This is a genomic window from Niallia sp. M35 (assembly GCF_050971705.1).
GTDB lineage: Bacteria > Bacillota > Bacilli > Bacillales > Cytobacillaceae > Niallia > Niallia circulans_A.
Genome location: NZ_JBPCEP010000006.1, coordinates 20,410 through 34,862, shown reverse-complemented (window position 1 = coordinate 34,862; position 14,453 = coordinate 20,410). Strand labels below are relative to the sequence as shown.

Below are 14,453 nucleotides of genomic sequence, written 5' to 3'. Positions count from 1 at the left end.
AAAAGGAGGTCAGCTGAATGTTGATGGTTTCTATCTTACTTGCACTAGTAACAATGCTAGTTGTGTTTGAATGGACTTTAGGAACAAATCTCTTGTCTAGACCTATTGTAACAGGTGTTCTGACTGGTTTAGTTATGGGGGATATTAAAACAGGAATAATCATGGGGGCTACATTAGAACTTGCTTTTATAGGTGCCTTTACCATTGGAGCGGCGCGTCCACCTGATACAGTTTCTGGAGGGATTTTAGGGACAGCTTTCGCAATTAGTACGGGGCAAGGAGCAGAAGTGGCACTAGCTCTTGCCTTTCCAATTGCAGCATTATTTTTGATAATTGATAACTTATTAACAATTTTTATTCTCCCAATGTTTGCGCGTAAGGCAGATAGATATGCGGAGGAAGGCAACTTAAAAGGAATTGCAAGAATGCATATTCTTGGCGGAATTATTATTAAGAGTATTCCACGTGGAATACTGGTTGGTATCGCATTTTATTTAGGAAGCCCAGTAATGGAAGCTTTATTAAATAGAGTACCTGATTTTGTTCAAACAGGTATTACAATTGCAACAGGAATACTTCCTGCTTTAGGATTTGGATTACTTCTTCAAATGATACTAAAGAAAGAAGTGGTAGTCTTTTATTTGTTAGGCTTTGCCTTAGTGGCATTTTTAAAGATACCAGTATTGGGAATTGCTATTTTGGCTGGAATTATCGCCTATATATTAGTAGGTATCGATAATAAAATAACAATAAGCCACTATGGGGAGGGGAATTCTGATGCAGAAAACTTCTAATGATAAAGATATTAAATTGTCTAAAAAAGATTTACGAAGTGTTTTTTGGCGTTCACTAACAATGGAATGGTCATGGAATTTTGAACGTCAGCAGCATATGGGGTTTGCTTTTTCTATGCTTCCAATAATAGGAAAGTTGTACAAAAGTAAAGAAGATAGAGCTGCAGCTACAAAAAGACATTTAGAGTTTTTTAATACAGCACCATATCTATCAACTTTAATCTTAGGAATTACAACATCAATGGAAGAAAAAAATGCGAATAGTAAAAACTTTGATACCACCTCAATCAGTAATATAAAAGTGGCTTTGATGGGACCTGTTGCTGGGATTGGAGATTCATTTTTCTGGGGAACGTTGCGTGTATTAGCCACTGGGATAGGTGCTTCTCTTGCACTCAATGGAAACATTCTAGGTCCTATATTATTTTTATTACTTTTTAACATTCCGCATTATATTATCCGGTATCTTCTCATGATAGGTGGATATAAATTCGGAACTAAAATTTTAGATAATTTTGAGAAATCGGGATTAATGCGCAGTATAACTTATGGTGCTTCTATCCTTGGCTTAATGGTAATTGGTGGAATGACGGCAAGTTTGATTAATCTACAAATTGGCGGCTCATTCGGAGAAGGAGAGACTAAACAAACAGTTCAAGGCGTACTAGATGGAATTGTGCCAGGAGTACTTTCAATTGCTGTTGTTTTTCTAGTGTTATGGCTGTTGAAAAGAGGAGTAAAAGTAACGTATATACTTCTTGGAATTTTTGTTTTAGGAATAATAGGAGCCTGGACAGGATTTTTAATAGCGTAAGGTAGGGGATTGCAATGAAGGAAAATATGTTGACATATATTTCAAGAGAACAAGAAACGAATTTATCGATTGTTAAAAATAGAAAGTGTAATTTGTTACAAACCGTAAAATCTCTGGATCCGCAACAAAAAACTTGGACCATATTGGCAACAGGCTCATCTTCGAATGCAATTGAAGCCTCAAAGTATTATGTAGAAAATATTGCAAAAATAAAAGTGGAAATTTTGATGCCTTACACTTTTAATCGTTACTATCAAGCGAAAGAGGAAAGCAATTTAACAGTATTTGGTGTCTCTCAAAGTGGAAAAAGCATGTCTACAATCGAAGCTATGAAAAAATCAAAAGTGCTTGGAGCAAACAATATAACATTATTAACTTCTGATACTAAAAGTCCTGCAGCAATATTTGCGGATAATATTATTGATATTGGTTGTGGGGAAGAAAAAGTTGGTTATGTGACAATGGGGTTTAGCGCAACAGTTCTGACTTTTATGCTACTGGGGTTAGAAACTGCGCTGTATTGGGGAGTTATTACAACGAATCGATATGAGAGAGAGATAATTTCTATTGTAGATACAATCAAACAAACTAACCAAGTTATATCCTATTCTTTAGATTGGTACAAAGTAAATAAACAAGTATTAATTGATAAAGAGCATTTTGTTATTGTTGGTTATGGCCCTGGATATGGAGTTGCTAAGGAAGCTGCATTAAAAATGACAGAGACCATTCGTTATCCCGCTTTAAGTTACGAATTAGAAGAATATATGCATGGTCCCTTTCTAGCATTAAGAGATAGCACAGTTACTTTTTTAATGGAGACACTAGAAAATCAGGATAATAGAGTAAGAGATATCGAAGAGTTTAATAAAAAGATAAGTAAAACTACTTATTTAATTACTTGCAACTCTGAAAAAGACGAGAGTAAATTTGCACTTGATATTATAGTTCCAGATTTATTAAGCGCTCTTTTGTATGTAATTCCTTTTCAAGTACTTTCCTTCTTAATAGCAGAGGAGAAAGGCAACAATTTAGCTGTAGAAATTTATCCGGATTTTATTCCTTTAATGAAAAGTAAGGCAAAATAAAAAATAAATGCATAATTAATAGGAGGAAATCAGATGTTAAAATTTAATGAAAGTCAAATGTTAGAAAAAGGTAAGTTGGTATTAAAGTTGAAAGAAGAAATTGAAAAAATTGCTGATGAAATATCCCTTGATGGGTACAGCAATATATTTTTTACTGCGTCTGGAGGATCTGTCGCCCTAATGCAACCATTTGAATACTTAATGCAAACAAAATCATCTATACCTGCTTATTTAAGTATTTCTGCAGAACTTTTAAAGACAGGTCATAAGCAGTTAAATAGTAATTCAATTGCCATTTTATTTTCAAAGTCTGGGGATACAACTGAAACAATTGAAGCTGTAAAGTATTTAAACGATCTAGGAGTTAGAACAATTGGAATTTCGGGATTGCCTGATACACCACTTGCTCAATTAGCGAAATATCCTATTGTGTATAATGACGGACGTCCACAAGAGATGATGTTATATTATCTTGTTGGCCGTTTATTGCATAATAACGGCGAGTTCCCAGATTATGAGCAGTTTACTGAAGAATTAAAGTTATTGCCAAATGCTTTAAATGAAGTTCGTAAACAAGCAGACCAAAAAGCTCTTGCGTATGCAGAGAAATATCAAAATGATCCTTACCAAATTTGGGTAGGCTCGGGAAATATGTGGGGGATAACTTATATATATTCTATGTGTGTTCTAGAAGAATCACAATGGCTTCGCACTAAGTCTGTTAGTTCACCAGAATTTTTTCATGGAACATTGGAATTAGTAGAAGAAGATGTTTGTGTTACTTTGTTAAAAACAGAAGGGGAAACAAGACCATTAGATGAGCGAGTAGAACAATTTGCTAGTAAATACACGAATAATTTTAATGTTTTTGATACAAAGGATTATGAACTTCATGGAATCAGTGACAAATTTAGACCTCTTTTTGCTCCACCTGTAATGTGGGCTGTACTAGGTAGGGTCAGTGTACATTTAGAAAATATTCGCAATCACTCTTTAGATAAGAGACGTTACTACAGAGTAGTATCTTACTAATGGAAGAAAGACGAAAAAGGATGAAAAAATTAAACAGTGAGATAAAAGTTATTGGTTATGGAGATAATGTTGTAGATAGATATATCAATAGAAAAATCATGTATCCTGGAGGAAATGCACTTAACTTTTCTGTTAATGCAAAAAGATTAGGAGTAAATGCGGCTTACTTAGGTGAATTTGGATATGATGAGGAAGGTCAGCATATAAAAGCTGTATTAAGTGAGTTGGGTGTTGATATTAGTAAGTGCTCTAATCCAAGAGATGCTATAACAGAGAAAGCAGATGTAGAAGTTATTGATGGAGATAGAGTTTTTATAGGTGCTCACAGAGGAACCAGAAGACCTATTTCAATAACAAAGGAGATTAAAGAATATATATCTTCTTTTTCACTATTGCATAGTGGCTGCCATGCAGCTACTGAAAGTCAGTTGGGTTTCCTTAATGATATTCCTGTTATAAAATCCTTTGATTTTTCAGATCCAGCTAAATATCGTACAAAAGAATATTTAAACAAAGTGTGTCCTCATATTGATGTAGCGCTATTCTCCTGTGCAGATGATGATGAGAATGAAATAGAGAGACTTTATAATCTTTGTAATCAATGGAATGTACGCTATATATTAATGACAAGAGGTGCAGATTCTCCTGTTTTCTTTTCTAATAAGAGAAAATATACAGGGATTGTAAAAAAACTAGAAAGAGTAGAAGATACTATGGGAGCTGGCGATGCCTATTTTACTGCATTTGTTGTTTCCTTATTAAGTAGCGGTTGGACATCAATCAATAATGAATTACAAGAAGAACAAGTAAATCAGGCTTTTATAGAAGCTTCGCATTATTCGTCAGAAGTTTGCAAAATCCAAGGATCTTTTGGTTTTCCAAAGCGATTTTAATAGTAAAGGTCTCTGAGTGTTATAAACATGAGGAGACCATTTGAATCTTGACACTTATATCATACACTCATTTAGTAGTACGGGGGAGAGGATGTTATCCCCCTATTGATTGAAGCTTCCCTTTATTATGAATGAGAATTTGTTTGTTACCGATTAAGGTAAGAATGTCTTTGTCGGCAAGTTTTGCAAGTTTACGGCTGATTGTTTCTCTTGTAAGGCCAACATAGCTGGAGATTTCTTCTCTTGTGATAGGGAGGGTAATAAGAACAGTATTTTGATGTTCAGTCCCGAATTTCTCACAGAATTCTATAAGCATATCGGCAATTCTTACTTCTGGATCTTTCGTTGCTAACGTTCTCGCTAGATCTTCTGTATGAGATAAGCGTTTGGTAATCGTTTTTAGCAGTTTGAAAGAGATGTCAGGATTACTTAACATTATGTGATCAAAATCTTGTTTATTTAATACACATATCTTTGTATCTTCTAAAGCATGGCAGCTTAAGTTCATAACCATGTCATCATGAAAAAGATTGCTTTCTCCAAAGAAATCACCAGTCGTTAATAAATGAACGATTTGTTCTTTCCCCTGAATAGTTAACTTAGATAGCTTGACTTTCCCACTATGAATAATATAAAGAGAGGTGGAAATATCTCCTTCCTCTATAATCATCTCGCCTTTTTTAAATAGTCTATGATGAACAATATCTGTTATTTTTTTTATTTCTGAATCTGATAAGGAGTAAAATATAGGAACTCGTTTAGGACATGGGCTAACCATTTGTTGTTTCATTATTAACACCACCAGTCAATTTGTGTGTTTTTTCACAATTAAAACGATGATTATCTAATTAAATTATAACAATCTTTAATCTGTGATTTCAATCCTATTTTCCTTTGTCTATATCTTCTATACTTTAGCTATTCTAATAAGGGAGAGTGTTCATATGAATGCCATTTTTACAGAAGAGACGAAAACAGGTGATATCATTATTAAGTTTCCAGCAGCAAGTAAACTATTTAAAGAATATAAAATTGATTTTTGCTGTGGGGGAAATCGACCAATAGGAGAGGCAATTAAATCTTTACATTTAGAAGATAAGGATTTAGTAAAAGTCCTCAATATTATGTATGAACAGATGCAGACAACCGAAGAGATTGACTGGATGAATATGCCATTAACTGACTTAGTGAGATATATTATTGATCATTACCATGCAAATACAAGAGATTTATTAGAAGAATTAGATGGATTTGTTAGTAAAGTCTATCGTGTGCATGGAGAGCGCGATTTACATTTGAAAGATGTGTATACCCAGTTTTATTTATTAAAGGACGAATTAGAACAACATTTACTTGGAGAAGAGCAGCGGATTTTTCCACAAGTAATAGAATATGAGGCGAGTAAGGAAGCAGAAAGTCTTGAAGCAGCTCGTGCGGAAATCTCGATATTGGAAGAGGAACATGAAGGAGCAGGGGAAATATTGAAGAAAATTCGCCAAGCTACGAATGATTATGAACTGCCACTGCATGCATGTAATACGTACCGATTAACCTATTTAAAACTAGAAGAATTAGAGAGCTTAACATTTGATCATATTCATCTAGAGAATAATGTATTGTTTAGAAGATTATAAACGGTAATTCTTCTTCCTATCCTATATCCACATTTGACGTATTGTGATAAATAATATGGTAAAATGTGTATGACTATTGGATGGGAAGGATGGGATGATTGTATGAAAATAGGTTGGATAGGATTAGGAAATATGGGGATTCTGATGGCTTTGAATTTAATCAAGGCTGGTTATGAATTAACGTTCTATAATCGTACACCTGATAAAGGAAAAGAATTAATTGCTGTTGGTGCCAAACAGGCTGAATCGTTAACAGAACTAGTTGATAACAGTAACCTCATTTTTACAATGGTTTCAGACGATAATGCTGTGAAAAGCATCTATCTTGAAAATGGAATCTTGTCACATGCAAAAGCAGGAAAAGTATTTATTGATATGAGTACCGTTTCCCCACAAACGTCTCAATTCATTTATAATACTGCTTTAGAAAATGGAGTGAAGTTTCTTGATGCCCCAGTTTCAGGAAGTGTTCAACCGGCTAAGGAAGGAAATTTACTTGTTTTAGTTGGCGGCGAAGAAGAAGTTTACGAACAAGTGAAAGCTGTATTGGAGCCGATGAGCAAGCTTTCTATTTATCTTGGTCCATCTGGAGCCGGCAGTAATGCAAAACTTGCCATTAACTTATTATTGGGAATTACAGTACAAGGAATTGCCGAATCCGTTCTTTTTGCAGAAAACCAAGGAATAAAAAAAGAAGACATGTTAACTATTATTAATGAAAGTGCAGTCGGAACAGCAATTTCAAAAATGAAATCATCGTCTATTTTAAAGGATGAGTTTCCAGCAGCATTTGCCCTTAAGCATATGGCAAAAGATTTACGACTAGCAAGTGAAACGGCTGAATTAAATGCGATTGGAGCATCAGCCCATAAAACATATCAATCCGCTCTTGAAAATGGATTAGGAGAATTCGATGTAATGGCCGTTTTAAAAGAGTTAAAAGGAGATGGATCAACATCGCTATAAGCGATGTTGAATTCTATCTCCTTTTTCATTTTTTATACAGATTTGCTAGTTGTGAGACTTTCCAGGACGTTCATTGCCGCAATTACCTCATCTGCTCGATAGGAACCCATCAGCTGAAGCGACTCTTTTGGATTAACAGCATGTTCTGCAACCTTTTGTAGAGCTATTGCCTGATTATCTACAATATGTAAGTCTGCTAAATTGGTTGGAAAACCGAGCTGCTGATAATATGGCAGCAGTGCATCAATTTCATCGATGCGGTTTTCTAAAGCGAGCTGGACTAAAATACCATAGGCCACTTTTTGCCCATGAAGGATGGTGTGTGTTTCTTCGATAAAGCTTAATCCGTTATGAATAGCATGAGATCCAGACATTCTTCCATATCTCCCGCCGAATCCCCCTACTGTTCCTGCCAAAGTAATAACTGCTTCTACCGTCTTAGTAAAGCTCGCTGTAACCTTTCCAGCTTCACTGCTTTGAACAGCTTTTATACTATCCTTTAATAAAATATCACGGATGAAAACAGATTGGCTTAATGCAGCTTGGACAAATAAAGAGTGAGCTCTTTCATCGTTCGCATTTCGGATAATCGCTTCTGCTTCATACCACTTTGTTAAGGTATCACCAATTCCACTTTTTAAATAATCAATCGGCGCGTGAATTAAAAATGCAGGATCAACCACCGTTAAATAACTAGAGCGTCTATGATATGCTACTCTTTCAAACTCTCCATCTGGTGAATAAATGACACTTAATGGTGTGCTTGCTGCACATGTTCCAGCAACGGTTGGAATTAAAACAACTTCGATATTTAATTTATCTGCAACTGCCTTGGCAGTATCTAATATAATGCCGCCTCCTATGCCAATAATGACATCAGCTGCTCCACATGATGGGGCGATCTCCTCTATTGCCTGTTGCGAACTATAGCCTGCGTGCTGAATAATTTGCCAGTGTTCAGGAATGGAAGAGACATACTGACTATAGGCTTCAAATGATTTATAGCCCGTTATGATGGCAGGAGCTTGAAAAGGAGACAATAAATTATCTAACACCTTTAGGATTCCTTCTTTACAAATATATTGGTTCGGACCACTTCTAACGATGTCCTCTGGTTGAATTTGCATTTTTTTTCCTCCTTAGAGATAGTCTCTGTGAATAAATTATATTATTCTAAAAATTATACAACTTTCGGAAACCGAAAAGTAGGTATTTTTCAAAAAATTTTGTGCGAGAAGAAAAGAAGATTGATAAATTTGCTATAGTAAAAGAAGAATACACTATGGGGGAAGTTTATGATTATATGGATTAACGGAACATTTGGTTCAGGGAAGACGACAACTGCCTATGAGCTTGAGAAAAGATTAGAAAATGCATTTGTATTTGATCCAGAAAGATTCGGATATGTGTTAATGAAAAATATTCCACCTGCCTTACAAAAGGATGATTTTCAAGATTTTCCTCTTTGGAGAGAGACAAACTATTCATTATTAAAACAAATCACCAGCGATTACGATGGAATCATTATAGTACCGATGACCATTACGAATGAAGCATATTTTCATGAAATTATCTCGCGATTACAGAATGATCAAATTATAGTTAAACATGTTACACTGATGGCGTCAAAAGCTACGATCAAAAAACGATTACGCAGCAGATTAGAAGGAGAAGATTCTTGGGCATATAACCAAGCTGAATCACGACTAAAACAGCTAGAACTTCCTATTTTTAAGGAGCAAGTGGACACAAATGGTTTAAATATCGAGGAAGTAATCGAAAAAGTTGCGCAGGTTATAGGCTTAAAATTAAAAGATGATAAAAGAAATCCATTTAGAAAAAGAACGGATAGATTATGGAATAAATTAAAGGAAATTAGCTTATTTAAATAAAGAAATCAATGAATTTTGGTGATGGAATTGTTAGATATTACTCATAATGAAAGTTTTTCCGACTAGCGGGAAAATAGTTCTAATCTCTAGGATCCATGTAATAATATATGATCGAATAGGTCTCTTCTTAACCATTTTGGACTATGTACTTTTTGATTTTGCGATAGCATTTTATCAAAAAATATAGTCAGCCGAAAAAAATCACTCACATCTATAAGATAGAATTCACATTTTTACTATATTAATAGGGTAATTTCTTTGCTTTGACCTGCTATTTTTAAATTGATACTATGAGTACGAGGTGACTTAATAATGGAAAATAATTTTCAAGCAGTTGTAGTTGATAATAAAGATAGTAATTTTTCAGTAGAAACAAAGCGTGTTAGCGTAGAGGATTTATCTGCTGGTGAAGTAGTCATAAAAGTTCATTATTCTGGCGTAAACTATAAAGATGGACTTGCAAGCACTCCAGATGGAAAAATTGTTCGCACGTATCCCCATATTCCAGGAATTGATATGGCAGGGATAGTTGTGTCTTCAGAAGACAGTCGCTTTAAAGAAGGAGACCCTGTTATTGCTACTAGCTATGAAATAGGTGTATCTCATTCTGGAGGTTATAGTGAATATGCTCGTATTCCTGCAGATTGGATTGTCCCGCTTCCAGAAGGATTAAGCTTAAAAGAAGCAATGATTATTGGAACAGCAGGCTTTACCGCAGCTCTTTCTGTACAAAGATTGCAGGATAATGGTCTGAAGCCAGAGAATGGATCTGTATTGGTGACAGGTGCTACTGGTGGAGTTGGCAGCTTCGGTGTAGCGATGCTTTCCCAATTAGGCTTTAACGTTATCGCAAGCTCTGGAAAGAAAGAAGCAGAGGGCTATTTGAAAAGCATCGGAGCATCTCATATTATAGGCAGAGAAGATGTCTATAATGGTAAGATAAAAGCGTTGGACAAGCAAGAATGGGCAGGAGCAATTGATCCTGTCGGCGGCGAATCATTGGCTGCAATTATTAGTAAAATAATCTATGGCGGTTCGGTCGCAGTAAGTGGCTTAACAGGTGGTGGAGCTGTGCCGACAAGTGTATTTCCATTTATACTTAGAGGCGTGAATCTTCTTGGAATCGACTCGGTCTATTGCCCGATGGTAAGTAGACAAAAAATATGGGGAAGAATTGCAACCGATTTAAAACCAAAAAACCTTTCTTCCTTTGTGTATAAAGAAGTATCTTTACAGCAATTACCTGAAGAATTACCCAAAATATTAGAAGGCGGAATAACAGGCAGAATAATTGTTGCAGTTGAATAGAAAAAGAGGCTGTTCTTATAGAATGGCCTTTTTTAATAAAAAAGAAGGGATGAAACAAATTAGTATGCTCTATAAACCTCGGACATTTTCTCCAGAAATCCTCGTTTTACAATCCTTGGATCAACGTATGGAACTAGATTTAAATGAAAAACAGTACTTAGCTCATCTGAAAAAAGGCTTGGCAGGAGAAAAATTATTTGATTCCTTCACAGAAACTTTTTTGAGCGACTGTTATATAATCAATGATCTACTACTGCAAATAAATAACACTACTTTTCAAATCGATTCCACTATTATTAACTCTGATGAAATTCATCTTTTCGAAATAAAGAATTATGAAGGAGATTATTACTATCAAAATGATCGTATCTATACAATGAAGCATAAAGAAATTAGTAATCCGCTAAATCAAATAAGGAGGAATGAATCATTATTTCAACAGTTACTTCAAAAGCATGGTTGGGAAAATAAATCCATTACTTCTTCTGTTGTTTTTGTTAATCCCGAGTTTACCTTATACCAAACTCCACTATCTTTACCATTTATTTTTCCAACGCAAGTCCAGCGATATTTAAAAAGGATGGGTCATCCTTCTAAAAAGCTGAACAAGTTTCAGAAGCAATTGGCTGAAAAACTAACAGCATTGCACATCGACAAATCTCCTTTTTCAAAAATTCCAATCTATGAATATAAAGAATTACAGAAAGGCATCTTTTGCAAAACATGTCATCATTTAAAGTGGTAGAAATAGGAATGAAGGTAGTTTGTGAAGAATGCAGACAGGCAGAAACAGTCGAAGCAGCGGTATTACGCAATGTAGAAGAACTGAAATTACTTTTTCCTAATGAAAAAATAACAACCCCCTTATTATATGATTGGTGTAGAATCATTCATTCCAAAAAAAGAATAAGAAGAATATTAGTAAAACATTTTAAGCTAGCTGGAGTCAACCGTTGGAGCTATTTTGAGTAGTTTATAATCGAGTTAATAACATGTAAGCTGAAATAAAAGAAAAGAGCGTGCGTGAACACCTTCTTTTAGAAAAATTGCGATAAGAGAGGAGCGCTCTGTGCCCAAAAGCAGGAGACAGAAGGGAAAAGGGGAACAGAGAGGAGCGCTCTGTGCCCAAAAGCAAGAGACAGAAAGGAAAAGGGGAACAGAAAGGAGCGCTCTGTGCCCAAAAGCAAGAGACAGAAAGAAAAAGGGGAACAGAGAGGAGCGCTCTGTGCCCAAAAGCAAGAGACAGAAAGAAAAAGGGGAACAGAGAGGAGCGCTCTGTGCCCAAAAGCCAGAGACAGAAAGAAAAAAGGAAACAGAGAGGAGCGCTCTGTGCCCAAAAGCAAGAGACAGAAAGAAAAAGGGGAACAGAGAGGAGCGCTCAATTACCAAAAGCAAGAAACAAAAAAGAAAAAGGATACAGACTCCAGAACTTTTCTAGAATAGGCAATCACATATAGAATTTTCGTAAAAAAGCAGGAAGAATTTCTATATTTATTAGAAAAGTGGAGCGAAGTTGGTTTTTAAAAAAACAGCATGCCTGTATAATACAGATATTAGCTGTTTTTTATTTTTCGAAAATGAAATGAAAGTTGTTTTTTTATATTGTAAATATAGTGATGAATATAGAAGTATTAATATAAACCTAACTTATACAATCAAGGAAAGAAGGAGGAGAGGATAATGGGAAAAAGCCTGATACAGCAGCAAATAGTAACTAGAGATAGTAAAGGTCTTTTTCTTACAGGTGATGAGTCTGATACTATAGTTTTCTCACCTAACGTGGAGGAAAGCTTCATCAAGAAATACCTAATTCCAATTAGTACGTATCATATGCCGAGTGAATTAAAGAAAAGCAGTGACAAAGAAATAGAGAATTATCCACCGCAATTTACTTTAATGCAGCCTGATACGGGAGAATTAGTGATAGGGAAATCTAGTTTTGCGCCTGCTGAAAGCCCAAAGCGAAAGAATCGCCTGTTTGTACATAATTATATTATTCCTGTAAGTAGAAAAGAGGAATGGATTCATAAACCCTCTCAAATTTTTCATATTGAACATTTTTATAGCTTGGAAGATATCGACAATCTAGGAGAAAAATTAGAAGAAATAGAATATGTCTCTTATACGAAAGAGAATATCTTTACTAAAAAGCAAGAACTGTTTCATGTTTTACAACTGGATGAAAAGAAATTCAAAGAATTATTATTTGCTTGTATTACGGCAGTTGCGGAAAAGAAAAGAGTGTATATATCGTTTCAGGCCTCACCTCATCTGCAACATAAATATGCAATGTGGCTATTGGAACTATTATTTATATATATGCCCTATGAAACAAGAAGATTATTTGGTGCAACTACTTTTCATAATGAACCAGAAATATTAGAAAATATCCATGTAATGTTTGTAGAACAGGGATCCATTCGTCTCCGAAAAAGAGCCGTGGAAAACCAATTTACTTTTGATTTAAGTCAGGACAAAAGAAACGGCTTAAACTTTAAGGAAGAAGATCATGATTATCTTCACTTTGCTTTTGAAGCACTCGAAACTGCCACAGAGCTAGATGAATTTTTTGTTTACTGTGAACGGGCTTTAAAAGGATTGGATAAACAGAAGAAACTTGCTCTTCAATCATACAATGACTTATTTCTTCTATTTTATATGGAAAAACTAGATTATTATTTTTATGATAACGATAAAGTGGCGACATTGAAAATGCTGTATACTTTTCTGCAAAAAAATCATCGGGAAAAGCTCGAGCTTGTACATATTTTCAAACAAGTGCTCCATCGAGAAGAGCGGATGAAGGATGCTTCCATTGTTCGAGATTATCTGCGATTTGTTTTGGAAATCCAAAAGGTTGTTGAACATGTAGATGTTGTAGAATTTATTGTTAAAACGATTGCTTATTATGAAGGCGAAGATATTTGCCAATCACTATGGGAAATTCTTGGAAAATATCCAGAAACGTATCAGCAAGTTCTATCTTATATGAGTGATATTTTTTCTTACTCAGAGATTATTGAAGATTATTTAAAGCATGAATTCAGCTTTCAACATTCCTTATCCCAAATTTTAATTAATATCAAAAATCTATTGCATGTAAATTCTTCCTTTGAGCATAATGCAACGTTCTTAAAATCAACAAAAAATAGACTAGTGTATGAAGTGAAAAAAAGCAGCCATCCTATGGCCATTGTCTTTGAAATAATCGTTTATTTTCAAAGGTCTATTCCATTTGAAGCATATAAGCGGATGGTACTGCCGGATGTAAAAGCACAGCTATTGGTACAATTACAGTTGGAAAAAGTAGATCTTGCCGATGTTAAGCAGTTTGGAGAGATATTTTTACAAGGCAAAGAGGAACGTAGTTTTGAGATAAAGGGCTGGGAAAAGGAGAAGTTTGAAGTATTAGAATTACTGTATACCTATTTCTATCTATCTCAGGAACAAACACAACATGTTTTTCGGATGGCAAGTGAACCAATTAAAGCAAAAGCAAGTGATTTAGCCCAAGAGATTACGAAAGACAATGGTCTTTTTAAGCCATATGAACGATTTCTCCTTCTGTTTCCAGGAGGAATGGCGGGCGTGGAGCATCGCCAAGTCTTTTCGTATATAGCGATATATGGTTCTGAAGATGAAATGCTTGATTATATTGAATGGTCCTTGAAAAAATTCGGGACAAGCCCAAGGTTCAATTATGCCTTAAAAGATTACTTAATTACCGATCGAAATTCTATTTGGAAGAAGAAAGAACGGAAAAGAGAATTAGCAAGTATACGATCTCAATCTTTGAAAAAACTTTTAAAGGAAGTTCGTGAACAAACGGCGAATCCAGGTGTAAAGTTTTTTCGCAAATATGGAATTCTTTTAATCGTTTTAATCATTCTTGGAGTTATAGGATATTTTTATGTGAATTAAGAGAAACGGAGCGTCTTTTTTTAATAAGATGCTCCGTTTTTTATAGGAGTAAGCAAGTCGGATTAAGTGGAATTATTGAAAATGTTTGTTATGATAGGGGAAAAACAGTTG

At 34.9% G+C, this 14,453-nt stretch carries 14 protein-coding genes; 12 read left to right on the top strand and 2 right to left on the bottom strand.

The features are described from left to right. The first annotated feature begins 17 nt into the window (after nt 1–17). Genes NiCM35_RS09305 through NiCM35_RS09285 form a run of 5 tightly spaced genes read left to right on the top strand, consistent with a single transcriptional unit; the run spans nt 18 to nt 4,621 of the window. A complete protein-coding gene (locus NiCM35_RS09305) occupies nt 18–794 on the top strand; it encodes a PTS mannose/fructose/sorbose/N-acetylgalactosamine transporter subunit IIC (RefSeq protein ID WP_172859937.1) in 777 nt (258 codons plus the stop codon). Then, nucleotides 778–1,608 (top strand): PTS system mannose/fructose/sorbose family transporter subunit IID, encoded by an 831-nt coding sequence (locus NiCM35_RS09300; protein ID WP_433779292.1) that lies wholly within the window; start codon nt 778–780, stop codon nt 1,606–1,608. Before NiCM35_RS09305 ends, NiCM35_RS09300 begins: the two co-directional genes overlap by 17 nt. A 14-nt stretch (nt 1,609–1,622) precedes the next feature. Beyond that, nucleotides 1,623–2,696, top strand: coding sequence for an SIS domain-containing protein (locus NiCM35_RS09295; RefSeq protein WP_433779291.1), 1,074 nt, complete (start codon nt 1,623–1,625; stop codon nt 2,694–2,696). Nucleotides 2,697–2,729: 33 nt separating this feature from the next. Continuing rightward, nucleotides 2,730–3,728: an SIS domain-containing protein gene (locus NiCM35_RS09290; RefSeq protein WP_095329916.1), complete on the top strand. Its 999-nt coding sequence runs from the start codon at nt 2,730–2,732 to the stop codon at nt 3,726–3,728. A gap of 20 nt (nt 3,729–3,748) precedes the next feature. Beyond that, the gene (locus tag NiCM35_RS09285; RefSeq protein ID WP_164464094.1) at nt 3,749–4,621 is read left to right on the top strand and encodes a PfkB family carbohydrate kinase; all 873 of its coding nucleotides are present in this window, start codon (nt 3,749–3,751) and stop codon (nt 4,619–4,621) included. 94 nt (nt 4,622–4,715) lie between these two features. Here NiCM35_RS09285 and NiCM35_RS09280 read toward each other — a convergent pair whose 3' ends face one another. Beyond that, nucleotides 4,716–5,411 (bottom strand): Crp/Fnr family transcriptional regulator, encoded by a 696-nt coding sequence (locus tag NiCM35_RS09280; RefSeq protein WP_171509976.1) that lies wholly within the window; start codon nt 5,409–5,411, stop codon nt 4,716–4,718. A 154-nt stretch (nt 5,412–5,565) separates the two neighbouring features. On the opposite strand from NiCM35_RS09280, the gene ric reads away from it, so the two are divergent. Together ric and NiCM35_RS09270 are read left to right on the top strand one after the other, a co-directional pair. Continuing rightward, on the top strand, nt 5,566–6,255 hold the full coding sequence (gene ric / locus NiCM35_RS09275) for an iron-sulfur cluster repair di-iron protein (protein ID WP_171509975.1): 690 nt from the start codon (nt 5,566–5,568) through the stop codon (nt 6,253–6,255). Between the two features lie 102 nt (nt 6,256–6,357). After that, nucleotides 6,358–7,221 (top strand): NAD(P)-dependent oxidoreductase, encoded by an 864-nt coding sequence (locus NiCM35_RS09270; RefSeq protein WP_433779288.1) that lies wholly within the window; start codon nt 6,358–6,360, stop codon nt 7,219–7,221. A gap of 32 nt (nt 7,222–7,253) precedes the next feature. Here NiCM35_RS09270 and NiCM35_RS09265 read toward each other — a convergent pair whose 3' ends face one another. After that, complete coding sequence (locus tag NiCM35_RS09265; RefSeq protein WP_095329925.1) at nt 7,254–8,342, bottom strand: iron-containing alcohol dehydrogenase family protein; 1,089 nt, start codon at nt 8,340–8,342, stop codon at nt 7,254–7,256. 174 nt (nt 8,343–8,516) lie between these two features. Here NiCM35_RS09265 and NiCM35_RS09260 point away from each other — a divergent pair, with 174 nt between their 5' ends. From NiCM35_RS09260 to NiCM35_RS09240, 5 genes are all read left to right on the top strand, one after another. Next, complete coding sequence (locus tag NiCM35_RS09260) at nt 8,517–9,113, top strand: AAA family ATPase (RefSeq protein ID WP_095329920.1); 597 nt, start codon at nt 8,517–8,519, stop codon at nt 9,111–9,113. Between the two features lie 312 nt (nt 9,114–9,425). Next, entirely contained in the window at nt 9,426–10,421 is a 996-nt protein-coding gene (locus NiCM35_RS09255; RefSeq protein WP_095329921.1) for an acrylyl-CoA reductase family protein, read from the top strand. Between the two features lie 49 nt (nt 10,422–10,470). After that, on the top strand, nt 10,471–11,166 hold the full coding sequence (locus tag NiCM35_RS09250; RefSeq protein WP_433779286.1) for a nuclease-related domain-containing protein: 696 nt from the start codon (nt 10,471–10,473) through the stop codon (nt 11,164–11,166). Between the two features lie 8 nt (nt 11,167–11,174). Then, nucleotides 11,175–11,393: a hypothetical protein gene (locus NiCM35_RS09245; protein ID WP_433779285.1), complete on the top strand. Its 219-nt coding sequence runs from the start codon at nt 11,175–11,177 to the stop codon at nt 11,391–11,393. Between the two features lie 708 nt (nt 11,394–12,101). Next, nucleotides 12,102–14,342, top strand: a complete 2,241-nt coding sequence (locus NiCM35_RS09240; RefSeq protein WP_433779283.1) for a GAP1-N2 domain-containing protein — start codon at nt 12,102–12,104, stop codon at nt 14,340–14,342. The last annotated feature ends 111 nt before the right edge of the window (nt 14,343–14,453 follow it).